This is a genomic window from Ruegeria sp. A3M17, assembly GCF_003318255.1.
In the GTDB taxonomy this organism is placed as follows: Bacteria; Pseudomonadota; Alphaproteobacteria; order Rhodobacterales; family Rhodobacteraceae; genus Ruegeria.
Map to the genome: position 1 here is coordinate 146770 of NZ_QOCF01000031.1, position 15615 is coordinate 162384.

The 15615-nt window shown below is 55.8% G+C and carries 13 protein-coding genes and 1 pseudogene; 3 read left to right on the top strand and 11 right to left on the bottom strand.

What is annotated here, in order from left to right:
* Positions 1–107: 107 nt before the first annotated feature.
* Positions 108–287, top strand: a pseudogene (locus tag DS906_RS22555) (IS5/IS1182 family transposase); the annotation flags it as partial.
* A 100-nt stretch (positions 288–387) separates the two neighbouring features.
* Here the strand turns inward: DS906_RS22555 and DS906_RS17730 are convergent.
* From DS906_RS17730 to DS906_RS17745, 4 genes are all read right to left on the bottom strand, one after another.
* A complete protein-coding gene (locus DS906_RS17730; RefSeq protein ID WP_113791426.1) occupies positions 388–1167 on the bottom strand; it encodes an IclR family transcriptional regulator in 780 nt (259 codons plus the stop codon).
* 11 nt (positions 1168–1178) lie between these two features.
* Entirely contained in the window at positions 1179–2537 is a 1359-nt protein-coding gene (locus DS906_RS17735) for a TRAP transporter large permease (RefSeq protein ID WP_058276698.1), read from the bottom strand.
* Positions 2537–3202 carry a TRAP transporter small permease gene (locus DS906_RS17740; protein WP_113791427.1) on the bottom strand — a complete coding sequence of 222 codons (666 nt, stop codon included), beginning with the start codon at positions 3200–3202 and terminating at the stop codon, positions 2537–2539. Before DS906_RS17740 ends, DS906_RS17735 begins: the two co-directional genes overlap by 1 nt.
* A gap of 66 nt (positions 3203–3268) precedes the next feature.
* Complete coding sequence (locus DS906_RS17745; protein WP_113791428.1) at positions 3269–4507, bottom strand: TRAP transporter substrate-binding protein; 1239 nt, start codon at positions 4505–4507, stop codon at positions 3269–3271.
* 109 nt (positions 4508–4616) lie between these two features.
* Here DS906_RS17745 and DS906_RS17750 point away from each other — a divergent pair, with 109 nt between their 5' ends.
* Entirely contained in the window at positions 4617–6212 is a 1596-nt protein-coding gene (locus tag DS906_RS17750; protein WP_113791429.1) for a GMC family oxidoreductase, read from the top strand.
* Positions 6213–6441: 229 nt separating this feature from the next.
* Here the strand turns inward: DS906_RS17750 and DS906_RS17755 are convergent, their stop codons facing one another.
* The 7 genes from DS906_RS17755 to DS906_RS17785 all read right to left on the bottom strand — a co-directional run bounded on the left by DS906_RS17755 (position 6442) and on the right by DS906_RS17785 (position 13977).
* Entirely contained in the window at positions 6442–7953 is a 1512-nt protein-coding gene (locus tag DS906_RS17755) for a mannitol dehydrogenase family protein (RefSeq protein ID WP_113791430.1), read from the bottom strand.
* Positions 7953–8726: an L-iditol 2-dehydrogenase gene (locus tag DS906_RS17760; RefSeq protein ID WP_113791431.1), complete on the bottom strand. Its 774-nt coding sequence runs from the start codon at positions 8724–8726 to the stop codon at positions 7953–7955. Before DS906_RS17760 ends, DS906_RS17755 begins: the two co-directional genes overlap by 1 nt.
* Positions 8723–9727 carry an ABC transporter ATP-binding protein gene (locus DS906_RS17765; RefSeq protein ID WP_113791432.1) on the bottom strand — a complete coding sequence of 335 codons (1005 nt, stop codon included), beginning with the start codon at positions 9725–9727 and terminating at the stop codon, positions 8723–8725. Before DS906_RS17765 ends, DS906_RS17760 begins: the two co-directional genes overlap by 4 nt.
* Positions 9728–9739: 12 nt before the next feature.
* Positions 9740–10570, bottom strand: a complete 831-nt coding sequence (locus DS906_RS17770) for a carbohydrate ABC transporter permease (RefSeq protein ID WP_113791433.1) — start codon at positions 10568–10570, stop codon at positions 9740–9742.
* Positions 10571–10582: 12 nt separating this feature from the next.
* Positions 10583–11449 (bottom strand): carbohydrate ABC transporter permease, encoded by an 867-nt coding sequence (locus DS906_RS17775; protein WP_113791434.1) that lies wholly within the window; start codon positions 11447–11449, stop codon positions 10583–10585.
* Positions 11450–11555: 106 nt separating this feature from the next.
* Positions 11556–12857, bottom strand: coding sequence for a sugar ABC transporter substrate-binding protein (locus tag DS906_RS17780; RefSeq protein ID WP_113791435.1), 1302 nt, complete (start codon positions 12855–12857; stop codon positions 11556–11558).
* 94 nt (positions 12858–12951) lie between these two features.
* On the bottom strand, positions 12952–13977 hold the full coding sequence (locus DS906_RS17785) for a LacI family DNA-binding transcriptional regulator (RefSeq protein ID WP_113791436.1): 1026 nt from the start codon (positions 13975–13977) through the stop codon (positions 12952–12954).
* Between the two features lie 120 nt (positions 13978–14097).
* Here DS906_RS17785 and xylB point away from each other — a divergent pair, with 120 nt between their 5' ends.
* On the top strand, positions 14098–15534 hold the full coding sequence (gene xylB / locus DS906_RS17790) for a xylulokinase (RefSeq protein WP_113791437.1): 1437 nt from the start codon (positions 14098–14100) through the stop codon (positions 15532–15534).
* Positions 15535–15615 lie beyond the last annotated feature (81 nt).

Consider the following 15615-nt stretch of genomic DNA (forward strand, 5'->3'; position numbering starts at 1 on the left):
ACGGTCAAGCCTCCGCGCTGGACGGCATTCGGACGTCAGCGCGGCGAAATTTGCCTTGTAGTGCATTTTCCCAGTTCGAAGTAAGCGCAGCGAATATTGGGAATAAGCGCCAGATCACTCCGCAGATACCAGTCATCTACATTTCCGTGCACAACGACGGAACATGAACCCGTGCCGACGTCGAATGAGATGCTGAGAACGTTCAATGCATCTGCCCCAAGGGACATGCGCTAAAGCAGCTTCCAAGGAACTACTCTGATCCAATCCGGGAATTGGCGACTAAAGGGGGGCGCGCGGACGTCTGATTGGTCGAACGAAAGGTGGGATGAACAGAACAACAATCAATTTAGATTGGGACCCACAGAATGACTAAGCCTCAACACTTTTCTATGAGGCCAGCAATCCCGATATTTTGGAGGCTCCAAACTGCAACAGCGAAAGGAACTGCATCAAACTGTCCAATTCGTGACGCTGGGTTGGCGCGTGAACAGACAATGTAGCCACAAGCCTTTCGTGCTCATCTAGAACAGGGACAGCTATGGCGGTCATCCCGGGCATGAATTCTTCGTCGTCCGTTGAATACCCTCTTTGCGCGATGTTCAGGATTTCGGCGCGCAGAGCTTCTGGGTCAGTTATTGTTTTCTTAGTGTTCGCGTTCAGCTTACGAGCGGACAGAAACCCGTCCAACGTGTTCTCACGAAGCGTAGACAGGTACATCTTGCCGCTGGCCGTGCAATGAAACGGAACCTGAGTGCCGATCGGCAATTGAATCCTCAGGGGCCATTTCGTTTCTACCCGGTCCAGATATATCATTCCTTCCCGATCCGGGATGGCGAGGTTGCAGGTCTCGCCAATTTCATCGGCGATGCCCCGAAGGATCGCAAGGCGGGCTGTCCGAAGGTGTTCCGACGAGACCGTGTTGACCGACAGCTGCCGCAATCGTGGCCCGGGACCATAGGACCGGCCATCCAGATCACGTTGAAGGAACCCTTCGGCCTCAGCCGTTAGAAGCAGGCGATGTACTGTCGGTTTTGCCAAACCCAATGATTCAATCAGGTCTGATGGTTTGACTGCGACCCCACGCTTTGCAACCTCTTCAAGGATCAACAGCAAACGCAGGTTCGTCGGGATTTGGGATTCTTTCTCTCGCCTGTCTGCGTTTGCCATCCCGCTAAACTCTAGTTGTTTGGCAACAAGATCAAGGCCAGATCAGGCACCAGAGAGACCAAAATCCACACAGACAGCAAAGCCACAAGATACGGCACAGTGTAGCGCAGCAGCCGGAAGTAAGGCACACCTGTCACACCGGACGCAACATAGAGGTTCAGGCCATAAGGCGGTGTGATGAACCCAATCGATGCGCCAACAAGGAAGATCACCGAGAAATGGATCGGATCGACCCCTACCGACGCAGCAATTGGCGCGAGGATCGGCGCAAGGATAATCGTCACCGGCAAGCTTTCCAGCACCATGCCTGAGAAGAAGACGATGACCATCGATGTGAACAGAACCGCGTAATATCCTCCCATCGAAGTCACGAAATCTCCGATCGTTTGTTGTGCTCCAAGCAGCGACAGAATTTGCTGCATGACCACCGAGATCGCGATCAGCGGCGCAAGGATTCCCGTGATCTGGGCCGAGCGGATCACGATCGAGGGGATCTCAGGGATCGTGAATCCTTCGACAACCAGCATTTCGGCAAAGCTCTTGTCTGTGGGCGAGATATTATCCCGCGCGCCCATAATCCGGTTGATCGGATAGCTGACCAAGCCCGCGATGACACAGAAGCCAACGGTAACACCCGCCGCCTCGGTCGGTGAGAATTTGCCTGTATAGATGCCCCAAAGCACGAGACCGATGGCGAAAAAGCCGAGCCATGCACCAAATGCCGTTTTGAGAATCCGGTTCAGTTGCAGCGGGATCAGGTGCCCCCATCCGTTGATCCGGCAGATGATCCAGCACGCAAATTGCATGCCAAAAACCATAAGCGCACCAGGTATGATACCGGCGACGAACAGCTCGGAAATGGGCAGGTTCATCAAGAACCCGTAGACGATGAAGATGATGGATGGCGGGATGATGATCCCAACCGTACCGCCCGCCGCCGCCGTGGCCGCGCTAAAGCGTTCGTCATAGCCGCCTTTAACCATCTCAGGGTGCAGCATTGATCCGATGGTTGCGGTCGTTGCGGAGTTCGACCCGGAAATCGCCGCAAACAATCCACATGCCCCAAGGGATGCCATAGCCAGCCCGCCGCGTATCCAGCCTAAGCAGGAGTAAGCAAAATCGCTCAGCCGCCTTGCAATACCCGATTTGTTGATCAGATCACCGGTCAGGATGAACAGCGGCATCGCCAACAGGGCGAAGCCTTTGTTGAACACGTTCAGCAGCTCTGCACCCATATTGTCGAGTGTCAAACCCAGAACGAATGAGCATCCGATCACCCAGTATCCGATGACCAGCAGTACCGGTACGCCCAACATGAACAGAAACGTCACGCCCAGCGAAATTAGTGTAACCAAAGTTCCGTCTGTCATCAGTCTGCCCCTATCACGGCCTGCTTGATCAGCGGCTCTCCGGTTTTCCAGTTGTGCAGATCGTCAGCAAGGTTCTGAAACACGCGACCAACCATCAAAAAGAAGGACACAGGCGCGGCCAACAGAAACCACCATTGCATGATGTTGTCTGTCCCAAGCACGATCTGGAAGTTCGAGGCCGACAACGCCACGAGGCGCGTTGTGGTCACGATCACAATGACCGCAAAGATGAACCACAAAATGGCATCCAGAAACAAACACGCCAATTGACCGCCGCGCGGCATCGCGGTGCGAAACTCGCTGAAACTCAGATGCGTGCGCAGGCGGACATTATAGGACGCGCCAAACCAGGCCATTATCATGAACAGAAGCGGGGGAATGGTGGTGGACCAGGGTTCCTGATCGTTGAAGACGAAGCGGTCGATCACACCCCAGAAGATGATCAGCGCAATGGCGAGGTAGGAATAGACCATGACCGACCGTTCGAAGTGGCGTTCAACAAAGGGCACTTTGCGATAGATCAGCATCACCAGAAAACCGCCGAGCGCGGCGGCAATGGCGCCAACAACCCAGGCGGCATCAGATTCCAATGCGGATTGGATTTCAAATGAATCGCGAGTGAGCAAGGCGCTGAATATTGCCCCGATATCTGCCCAAAATGACATGAACCCCGTCCTCCCAGTCGGTGTTTGGTGAAACCGGCCCGTGAAGGGCCGGCTCGAAATGTTAGATCAGGCCGCGCCCTTCCACCAACGGCGGGGCTCAACGTTTTCGGGCAGCGTGTCTGCCGGAATTTCGCGCGCGATGTCGTAGATTTCCTGATAGGTGTCGATGCCACCAGCCCATTTGTTCAGTCGCTCACGCCACTGCGCCCATGGTTCAGGATTGAAGTTCGGCGCACACATTTCCTCGGCCAGTTTGATCTGATCATCCGCCAGGAAGGCAGGACGCACACCGTTTTCTGCGAAGATCGTGTTAGGCAATTGCGGCTCCGAGAAGCCCACTGTATTCAGCAGCGCTGCCTCATTTGCACCCTGAATCAAGGCCTGTGTGAAATAGGACGATTCCATAACAGCGTCCTGCAGTTCACCACCAAGTCCGTCGAACACCTTGGCCGACATCGACGTATGTTCAGTGCCACAGAAGAACTTGAGGTTCACCGATTGCGACACCACAGGTGACATGTTGGCATAAGCCACAGCCGAGGCCCAGGTTTCAGCCCCATCAATCAGGCCCGTCTTGAGCGCGTCCAGCGTTTCTTCCCATGCCACCGGCACCGGATTCAGGTTCAGAAGCTGCATGGCGATCCGGCCAAGCTGTGTCCCTGTCACACGGTTCTTTGTCCCAAACAGTTCTTCCAGTTTGGTGACAGTTGGCTTGTCAGAGAACGTCGAACCCATTTGCAGGCCGCGCAGTTCACAGTGGGTGAACAGGAATTTCAGCCCGTGGCGCTTTTCGAGGGGGTCTCGCAGAATGCGCTGGCTTTCGGGGCTGTAGAAGAAGTGATATTGGGCCGCCCTGCTGGGGAACATGTAGGCATAGTCCAGCACGTTCAGATATGGCGCACCGCCCGCAGAGTTCTGGGTCGACGCCGCATAGATGTCGACGATTCCCTGCTGAGTCTTTTCTACACAGCTCAGTTGCCCGCAGATCTGGTTGTCGCCAATGAACTCGATCCGAATCTCACCGTCAGTGCGCTCTTCCAGATCTCGGGCGAATTCGATGGCCCCTGCCCGTTCGATCAGCAGGTTGCGCGTATTGAAACCTGATGCGCCGAATTTCAGCGTGTGCTTGGGTTCTTTCGAGAACCTTTTTTCATAAGTTGATTCTGCGGCTTGTGCCAAATTGGCCAAACTCATCGCGCCGCCAAAGCCACCCGCTGCCAACAGCGTTGAGCTCATACCATAGCGCCCTGCTACGCGGAAAAAATCCCGCCGTGAGACACCGCTTAGTTTCTTACCGATCTCCATTGCTTACCTCCCTGATCGCAATTATTGAGACGTTTTGTATCAAAAAATGCTAGTATAGATCGAACAAGTTGCATAGTGTTTTTTTCAGTTACCTTGGGAGGAGACCGTCATGGAGGTGGATTATGCAGTCGTCGGAGCAGGCTCTTCGGGCTGCGTCATTGCCAATCGGCTAAGCGCTGACCCCAGCACAACAGTGGCATTGTTGGAAGCTGGCGGACCTGACACCAACCCGTGGATTCACATACCGGTTGGATACTTCAAAACCATGCACAACCCCTCATTGGATTGGTGTTACCGCACCGAACCAGACCCAGGTTTGAATGGACGCTCGATTGATTGGCCGCGCGGAAAGGTTCTTGGCGGATCATCCTCGTTGAACGGGCTTTTGTATGTTCGCGGTCAGAAAGAGGACTACGACCGCTGGCGTCAGATGGGCAATGTCGGCTGGGGCTGGGACGACGTCTTGCCTCTGTTCAAACGCAGCGAGGATCAGGAGCGCGGCGAAGACGCGTTTCATGGTACGGGCGGCCCGCTGTCGGTATCCAACATGCGCATTCAAAGACCGATCTGTGACGCCTGGGTCGCCGCCGCCCAAGAGGCGGGTTACCCGTTTAATCCTGACTACAACGGGGCCGATCAGGAAGGCGTTGGCTACTTTCAACTGACCACTCGGAATGGTCGTCGTTGCAGTGCGGCCGTTGCATACCTCAAACCGATCAGGAACAGGCCGAACCTGAACATCATCACCCGTGCATTGGTAACCAAGGTCGAACTGGACGGCAAAAAAGCAACCGGACTTCTTTATCGCGACCGATCGGGTGAAGTGAAGTCGATCAAAGTGCGCCGTGAAATCATCTTGTCCGGTGGTGCCATCAACTCACCTCAGATTTTGATGTTGTCAGGCATCGGAGACCCGGATCATCTGAAGGCCAATGGCATTGAAGCTGTTCATTCGCTGCCCGGCGTCGGCAAAGGGCTGCAGGATCACTTGCAGGCACGCCTAGTCTTCAAGTGCAACGAGCCAACGCTGAATGATGAAGTGCGCAGCCTGTTCAATCAGGCACGGATCGCGCTGAAATACGCGCTATTCCGGGCCGGACCTATGACAATGGCGGCCAGTCTGGCCACCGGATTTCTGAAAACCCGCCCCGAGGTTCAGACACCCGACATTCAATTCCACGTTCAACCCTGGTCTGCCGACAGTCCCGGAGAGGGCGTGCACCCGTTTTCTGCCTTCACAATGTCCGTCTGTCAGCTGAGGCCGGAAAGCCGCGGAGAACTGCATCTGGATGGCCCCGATCCCGCCAACTACGTCAAGATCATTCCAAACTACCTGTCGACGGAAACTGATTGCAGAACCATCGTCGACGGCGTGAACATCGCGCGGGATATCGCCCGGCATAATCCACTGGCGTCAAAGATTTCAGAAGAGTACCGACCAACCTCGGATCTATCCAACGATGACTATGAAGGCACTTTGGATTGGGCGCGCTCGAATTCAGTCTCGATCTATCACCCCACAGGAACTTGCGCGATGGGCACCTCGGAAAGCTCTGTTGTGGATCCAACCCTGAAGGTCAAAGGGATCGAAAACCTGCGCGTCGCCGATTGTTCCATCATGCCGGAAATCGTCAGCGGCAACACTAATGCTCCAGCAATCATGATCGGTGAAAAAGCCAGTGAGTTGCTATGCGCAAACAAGTGATTTTGGGCATTTCGTGACCTTTCTTATCCGTGCCAGGATCTGACCTGTACAAGATGGTCAGATTCCATAAGTTACACGGGCATGTCGAAGGCAATGGCCTACTGCGCTTACGCACCATGGACAGCCAGAATAGAACGCTCAAAGAGTGCCTATTCTTCGACCATCACTAGACCTCCTGCCAAGCTGGCCCCTACCGCAGAGACCGGCTTGAAACATGCCTGCCGCAGAATTAGCGGGACTTTGGCTCAAGAGCGGTAAAGGCGGCTATCGCCTCGCGGCAACCACGTTGCCAAATCGCGGCCAGCCAGGTAGAAAAAGCGTCTGTGAACTGCGTGTCTCGGCCCAAGTCACCAAAATACTGGCTTTGTTCGATCCACAATATCGGATTGGCTTTGGAAGCCAGCGCGGTGATTTGCAAATGCTCCCAATGAGGGTCGTTTGGGGCGATTTCTGAACCATCTTCGCGAACGCCTGCACACATCCGGCACCAGAATGCTTCGGCCAGCGCAAGCCCATTTACGGAAGACCCAGTTGCAAGAACATCGCGCAACGACGGCAGTAAGAAACCGGGGTGTCGTGAAGATCCATCAAATGCCACGCGGCGTGTTGTGTCGTGGATGGTGGTGTTGGAAAATCGCCTCTCAACCAACCCAAGATATTCAGCTGCTGTGGTTCCGGGGACGGCTTCGACCTGAGGCAGAATTTCTTCCGTCTGAACTTTCCTGAAAAACGCCACGATGTCCGGGTTCTGCATGCAGTCTGAAATCGTGGGCACATTCAGAATCTCCCCGACATTTGCGAGCAGTTGGTGGCCGCCGTTCAATATGCGCAGTTTCATCGCCTCATAGCTGTGAACGTCCTGCGTCAGTGTTACTCCAACTTGCTCAAGGGGCGGTCGGCCGGCGCAGAAACCATCCTCAATCACCCATTGGCGAAAGTTCTCATGCGTGACCGGTGCGCGGTCGTCGACGCCCAGTGCGCGGCATTGCGATACGACCTCCTCGGTCGTTGCAGGAACAATGCAGTCCACCATCGAGTTCGGGAACGCGCCATTCTGATCGATCCAATCGGCCAGATCCGGGTCGGATAGACGCGCCAAACCAACAACGCAGTTTCGCAGAATTCCACCGTTGCCCTGAAGATTATCGCAGCTGAGCGCGGTAAAGGGGTTCAAGCCATTTGTACGCCGTTGCCTGAGCGCCGCGACAATAGCGCCGAAAGCCGTGCGCGGCTGGTCCGGGTTCTCGGCATCGTGACGAATGTCTGCGTGATCCGTATCGAACGCATCAGTGTTGGCGTCCGGGAAATACCCACCTTCGGTTACAGTCAGCGACACAATCCGAATATCAGGGTCGGCCATCGCCCTGATAAGCGCGGCATTGTTGTCTTCGATTGGAAGGTAGTCGATCATCGGACCAATCACTTCGGCGGACATGCCTTTTGGGTCCAGTTCGATCAGCGTTGTCAGGCAGTCCTGCGCCAACAGTCGTTCTCGCATATTGGCGTCATAACTTCGGACACCTGCCCCGATGATTGCCCAGTCATGGGCCTGGCCCAGCTGCATCAACTGGTGAACATACCAGGCCTGATGCGCGCGATGAAAGTTGCCAAGTCCGATATGGACAATGCCCGGTGTCAAGTCAGAGCGCGCATAGGCCGGGGTCCCGACAATCTCTGGCAGGTCTGAAAGACTGTCACGCCGTAGCCGTACCGAAGGTTTTGCATTCGCCACAGGGTCCATCAGCTCATCCAGTTTCCGCCATCGACATTGTAGGTTTGTGCGACGATGTACTTTGCATCTTCAGAAGCCAGAAATACTGCCATCCCGGTCAGATCTTCGGCCCGGCCCATCCGGCCGTAGGGAACGGCTGCAGCCACTTCGCGTTTCTTCTGGCCCAGTGGTTTGCCTTCGTGCTTTGCAAAAAACGCATCAACACCATCCCAGTGCTCGCCATCAACAACACCAGGGGCAATGGCATTTACGTTGATCCCATGAGAGATCAGGTTCAGCCCGGCCGATTGGGTCAAGGATATGATCGCGGCTTTGCTGGCACAGTACACGGCGACCAACCGCTCGCCCCTACGCCCTGCCTGCGATGCCATGTTGATGATCCGACCTTTGGTTCCGTGATCAATCATGTGGCGCGCAACGGCCTGCATCGTAAACAGCGCGCCAGCAACGTTGATATCAAAAACGCGGTTGTAGTCAGCGCGCTCAACTTCAACGATTGGAGCAGCGGAGAAGATCGCTGCGTTGTTGATCAGAATGTCGATTGGGCCAAAATGTGCAGCCGTTCGTGCAACGGCGTCTTCTATGCTTTGTTGGCTGGTCACGTCCATCTCGACGGCCAACGCGGCCGCGCCGATCTCAGTTGCTGCGTCCTGCGCACGCTGCCCGTCTATGTCCGCGATGGCGACGCGCGCGCCCTCAGCCACATAAGCCCTGGCAAACGCCAGTCCGATGCCTCGCGCGGCCCCGGTGATCAGGGCGGTTTTGCCGGTCAGACGCGTCATTCGAACCGCAGACCTTTCGCATCAAACCGGTGAATGACATCTGAACGTGGCGTCAGATAGATACGGTCGCCGTGGCGAAAGCTGACCTCGCCATCTGCACGGACGGTGATGGTCTCGGCCAACCCTGTTTCGTGGACGTGGAAGAAAGTGTCCGAGCCAAGGTGCTCAGAAACGCTTACGACGCCGGACCAGTCTCCCTCAGATTCAGACACCGCAATGTGTTCAGGGCGAATTCCGATGGTTTGGGCACCGAGCTTTTCCGCCTCTGGACCTTCGATGAAGTTCATTTTGGGCGAACCGATGAAGCCTGCAACAAACAGGTTGCGCGGCGTACGGTACAGCTCCAACGGGCTGCCAACCTGTTCGATCACACCTGCCTGAAGCACAACGATCTTGTCGGCCATAGTCATGGCCTCAACCTGATCGTGGGTGACGTAGATCATCGTAGTCGCCAAACGTTCGTGCAGTTCGCTGATTTCCAGCCGCATGCCAACGCGCAAGGCGGCATCCAGGTTCGACAGCGGTTCATCAAACAAGAATGCAGCCGGTTCGCGCACAATGGCCCGACCGATGGCCACCCTTTGGCGTTGCCCGCCAGACAGTTGGCCGGGACGACGATCCAGGTAGTCAGTCAGGTTCAGAACGCTCGCCGCACCTTCGACCCGCTTGTCGATCTCGGCCTGATCCTGTTTCGCCATGCGCAGCGGAAATGCGATGTTTTTGCGAACGGTCATGTGCGGGTACAAGGCGTAGGATTGAAACACCATCGCCAGCCCGCGTTTGGCAGGCGGCACGTCTGTTGCGTCGGCGCCGTCAATGTCGATGGAACCAGAGGTCATGTCTTCCAGCCCCGCAATCAAGCGCAGCAGAGTGGACTTGCCGCAACCCGAGGGGCCGACAAATACGGTGAACTCGCCATCTTCGATGGTCAGATCCAGCGGGGGAATGACCTCTACGTCGCCGAAGCTTTTGGTCACGGACTTGAGTTGTATACGTCCCATGCGAAGTCTTCCTTATTTCACAGCGCCGAAAGTCAGGCCGCGGACAAGTTGTTTCTGGCTGAACCAGCCAAGGATCAGGATGGGTGCAATCGCCATGGTCGAGGCCGCACTGAGTTTGGCAAAGAACAGACCTTCGGGGCTGGAATAGCTGGCGATGAATGCAGTAAGCGGGGCCGCATCGACGGCCGTCAGGTTTAGGGTCCAGAACGCCTCGTTCCAGGCCAGGATGAAGTTCAACAGAACGGTCGAGGCGATGCCGGGGATGGCCATGGGCGTCAGGATATAAAGGATTTCCTCTTTCAGCGTCGCACCGTCCATCCGTGCCGCTTCAAGGATTTCCCCCGGAATTTCGCGGAAATAGGTGTAGAGCATCCAGACGATGATCGGCAGGTTGATCAGCATCAGCACCACGACCAGCCCACCGCGACTGTCCAGCAAACCCAGCTGAATGAACAGCAAGTAAATCGGGTACAGAACACCAACTGCGGGCAACATCTTTGTGGACAGCATCCACAACAGAATGTCCTTGGTGCGTTTGGACGGAACAAACGCCATCGCCCAGGCTGCGGGTATCGCGACGATTACACCCAGAACGGTCGATCCGCCGGCGATGATGACTGAATTCCACAGGAACCGCATATAGTCAGAGCGTTCCTGCACGATGGCGTAATTTTCGAGCGTCCAGTCGAAGTTGAGGAAGATCGGAGGGCTTGCAATCGCCTGCGCCTCGGTCTTGAAGCTGGTCAGGATCGTCCAGAGGATCGGGAAAAAGATCAGCAGACCTACGGCCCAGGCAAGGGCCGTGTTTAGTGTTTTGCGTTGTGTCGTGACGGTGCGGGCCATGGTTTTGTCTCCTCACGCGTCCAGGTTTTTGCCGACGATGCGCATCAGGAAGATGGCAACGATATTGGCAAGGATGATTGCATAGACACCGCCGGCTGATCCGAGGCCAACGTTCTGGCTTTCCAACACGCGCTGGAAGATCATGTAGGTCAGTGTGCGGGTGCCGAAGGCGCCGCCGGTGGTCACGAAAATCTCGGCGAAGATCGACAGTAGAAAGATCGTCTGGATCAGGATCACAATCGTAATGGCGCGACCAAGATGCGGCAGGATGATGTGATAAAAGCGTTTCAGAACCGGCGCACCGTCCATCTCGGATGCTTCCAGCTGTTCACTGTCCAGGGACTGGATAGCGGTCAGCAGGATCAGCGTCGCAAAGGGAAGCCACTGCCAGGATACGATCATAACAATCGAGGTCATCGAAGCCTCGGACAGCCACGAAATCGGTTCAGCCCCGAAAAAGCGCCACAGATGGGCCAGCAAACCGTTCACCGGGTCCATGAACATGTTCTTCCAGACCAGCGCTGATACGGTCGGCATGACAAAGAATGGCGCGATCACAAGGATGCGGACAACGCCCTGCCCCCACATGGGCTGATCCAGCAGCATGGCCAGCAGAATGCCCAGAATGACCGTAATCACCAGCACGCCGCCAACGATCACCAATGTTGCTTGAACCGCGGGCCAGAAGGAACTGGAGGATACGAAACGAACGTAGTTGTCGAACCCGACCCAACCCAGATCACCTCCTCGCAGCGGCAGGTATTTCTTGAAAGAAAAATACAGCGTCATCGTCAGAGGCACGAGCATCCAGCCAAGCAGCAGGACCACTGCGGGTGCCATCATCAGGCGGGCAACTGATCGAGAATGTTGAGTAGCCATAACGCAAACCCTCTCTGTTCAGGCGTAACTCAGCCTGCGAGAAAAACGCGAATTGTGGAAGGGTTGAACGGGGGGCAGACCTCTGCCCACCCGTTGGGAGGATGCCTCAGTAACCGGCGGCTTCCATTTCTTCGGCCGTGAAAGCCTGCGCTTTGGCAAGTGCTTCCTCAACCGTTTGCTGTCCGGCATATACTGCCGAGAACTCCTGGCTCACCTGTGTGGCGATGCCTGCGAATTCCGGGATCGCGGCGAACTGGATGCCAACGTACGGGACGGGTTTTACCGTCGGGCTGTTCGGATCAGCTGACAGGATGGAGTCTAGTGTCATCTTAGCAAACGGAACCTTTTGGTATTCCGGATTTTCGTACAAAGACGTACGTGCGCCCGGGGGAACGTTTGCCCAGCCTTCGCTTTCGGCCACTAGCTCAATGTAGTCCTTTGAGGTCGCCCATTCGATGAATTGCTTGGCAGCATCTTCTTGCTGTGTGCCGGCAGGAATAGCCAGTGCCCACGCCCAAAGCCAATTGGACCGCTTGCCCAATCCAGTGTCGGGTGCCAGCGCAAATCCTACGTGATCCGCGACCGTAGAGTCGTCAGGGTTGGTCACGAAAGACGCCGCAACTGTCGCGTCGATCCACATACCGCATTTGCCTTGCTGGAACAGCGACAGGTTTTCGTTAAACCCATTGGTGGCATAGCCGGCAGGACCGGATTCGTTCATCATTTCAACGTAGAAATTCAGTGTGTCGGCCCATTCAGGCTGATCGAACTGTGGCTTCCATTCTTCGTCGAACCACCGGGCGCCGAATGAATTGGACATCGCAGTGATAAAGGCTCCGCCTTCACCCCAACCGGCTTTGCCGCGAAGGCAGATGCCGTTGATCTCAGCGTCGCGGTCGGTCATCGCGGCGGCGGCCTCTTTGATGAACTGCCAGGACGGCGCCTCAGGCATTTCCATGCCCGCCTTTTCCATAAGGTCAGCGCGGTACATGATCATCGAGCTTTCACCATAGAACGGTGCCGCGAAAAGCGTTCCGTCATGGCTCAAGCCACCTGCCATCGCGGGCAGAATGTCACCAACGTCGTATTCTTCGGACAGGCCATCCAGCGGCACCAGCCAGCCATTCGCGCCCCAGATCGGCGTCTCATACATGCCGATTGTCATGATGTCGAACGTACCGCCTTTGGTCGTGATGTCGGTCGTTACGCGCTGACGCAGCACGTTTTCTTCCAACGTCACCCATTCGACGTCAATGCCGGTCGCCTCAGTGAATTTATCGGTATAGCCCTGCATCCGGATCATGTCGCCGTTGTTCACGGTCGCTATTGTTAAGGTATCCGCATGAGCTGCTGCCGTCGCGACGAGTGTCATTGCAGTCGCCGCACGAAGTGCGTTTCTCAAATACATCCCTGTCCTCCCTGAGCTTGGATGTCGTACAGAGAACGTAATGCAAAAATTGTCGCGGCGTCAATGAAAACTTTACGCGCGTTAATTTTTGGAGCTACGCGGAATCCCTCAAAACCAGCCTTGCAGGGAACAATGTTTCCGACCGTGTTTCAAATTTCCCTCCACTTTCAATGAGTTCAAACAGAGTTTCGACGCTACGCCCGGCAACGTTGTCATAATCATGCGCAGCCGTGGTCAGAGAGGGGCAAGTGAACTTTGCGAAGGGATGATCGTCATTTGAAGCCAGACGCAGCGCGCAATCGTCCCGTCGCCCGACCCGAATCCCTTGCTCGTAGCAGGCCGCCAGAAAACCGATTGCCAGCCGGTCATTGCTGCACAGGACCGAGTTTGTTCGCAGCTCGTTTTCCGCCAGAACTTTCAGCGCACCCTTGTGACCGATCTCTTCAAACGCCCAGCCCTTACCGTCAACTCTGATGATATGCGGCTCGAACCCGAGACGCTCCATGACTTCAATATAGGCTTTTCGGCGTTTATTGGCGTTCGGGTTCGCAGGCGTTCGCATTTCGAAGAATGACGGGGGCTCGCCCGTCCGGGTCATATATTCTACGGTCTGCGACACAAAGCTGAAATTGTCCGACCCGATAAACGCGGCACCCAGACCTTCTAGATTACTGTCGAACAATACGGTCGGCACATTGGCGCAGAACCTCTCGATCACTGATTGGTCTGAGGTCCGTCCCAATGGCGCCAACAAAACCCCGGCAGGCTTCATGGATTGCAGCCCGTCCAGAATGTCGTTTTCCAGTTTTTGTTCGCCATGGGAGCTAAAGAGGGACGGACGATACCCAGCTGCGATACAGCTTTGCTCCAAATAACGCGCGATTTCGGCAAAGAACGGATCAGCCAGATAGGGCACGACGATGCCGATATTCTTGGTCAGTTTCCGGTTCTGGTTCACTGCATAAATATTGGGGCGATAGTCGAACCGCTCCAACGCCTCTTCGATACGGGCGCGTGTTGTCGGGCGAACGCTGTCGGGATCGTGAAAGTACTTGGATACCGTAGGCCGCGAAATGCCGCTGAGGGCTGCGAACTCTTCCATATTCTTTATTTTGGTCATGTCAGTCTGCCTGCGGATCTGAGCCGCCTTGATCTTATCCTATTTTTACATATTCTTTGCGCGCGCTAAAAAATCAATAGCCATGCAAGGTCCGGGCGTTTCTGCGGGCAAGGGGATTGAATGTTTCTCGGGATAGATATCGGAACATCAGCGGTCAAACTTGTTTGTGCGGATACCCATCGAATTCTTGCAACGTCTTCAGTAGACATAAAGACTTCCTCGCCGCAGCCCGGTTGGTCAGAGCAGCACCCGGATACTTGGTGGCAGGCGACGCGCGATGCATTGAGCCAACTTGCAAAACAGGTCACGCTGTCTGAGGTGCAGGCCATCGGGTTGTCCGGTCAGATGCATGGGGCCGTTTTGCTGGATCGCGATCTGCGCCCGATCCGCCCGGCGATCCTGTGGAATGACAGCAGAGCGGTACGTGAGTGCGGTGAACTGCGCGAAGCCCAGCCGCAGATTGGTTATATCGCTGGCGTCCTCCCTTTGCCGGGTTTCACGGCACCCAAAATCGCCTGGTTGAAACATCATGAGCCGGCACACTATGCCCGACTTGCTCATATCCTGCTGCCCAAGGATTACATCGGGTTATGCCTGCATGGAGAGTTGGCAACCGACACGTCCGATGCAGCCGGTACAATGTGGCTCGATCAGGCATCGCGAAAATGGCACGTCGGAATTGCCGAAGCCACTGATGTAGCGCCCGATTGGCTGCCGCAGGTTTTCGACGGCCACGTCGTCGTCGGAACCGTGACGGCGCACGCCGCAGCCGAAACCGGGTTGAAACCCGGCGCGCGCGTCGTTGCCGGAGGCGGAGACGCGGCAACCGGGGCGGTATCTCTGGGCGCCACCGAACCGGCACGTGGCTTTATTTCCCTAGGGACGTCCGGCCAGTTGTTCGTAGCGGACCGCCGGTTCAAGCCTAATCCTGAACGCTATGTGCATGCTTTTGCGCACACATTGCCCGACCGTTGGTACCAAATGGCCGCTATGCTGAACGGCGCAAGGCCGATTTCGTGGATTGGCGGTCAATTGGGGCTGTCCGCTGCCGAAGTTGTTGCGCTTGCTGAAACGGTCAGCGGTGATCGCGGACCGATTTTCCTACCGTATTTGACAGGTGAACGCAGCCCCCTTGGGGATCCACATATTCGCGCCTGTTTCTTTGGTCTTGAGGATTCGACAACGCGCGCGGATCTCTGCCGTTCCGTAGTCGAAGCAATTGCTTTTTGTTTTGCTGACGCCGCGCAGAGCTTCGGAGACACGATAGAAAATCTACCGGAATTGGCTGCAATCGGCGGTGGCAGTCAATCAGACCTCTTGCTGGGCCTGATTGCAACGGTGACAGGAAAGCCGGTGATACGCTCTGAGGGATCGGATTCTGGCCCCGCCTACGGCGCGGCCCAGCTGGCGGCTTGTGGAGTTGGTACTTTTGATCTTGCCGATCTGGCGGTTCAGCCCGAGACAAAAGACAGATTTGAACCCGTTGACCTAGGCGCACTGCACGACAGACTGACTTTGTTTCGCCGACTTTACACTGCAGTGAGGGCGGTCGACTGACCTCGGTACAATCGTTTGCTTTGATCGTGTGAACCAGCTTTTCGTCATTTCGGAAAGGCGTCTTTTGAATTCACAGCGCGT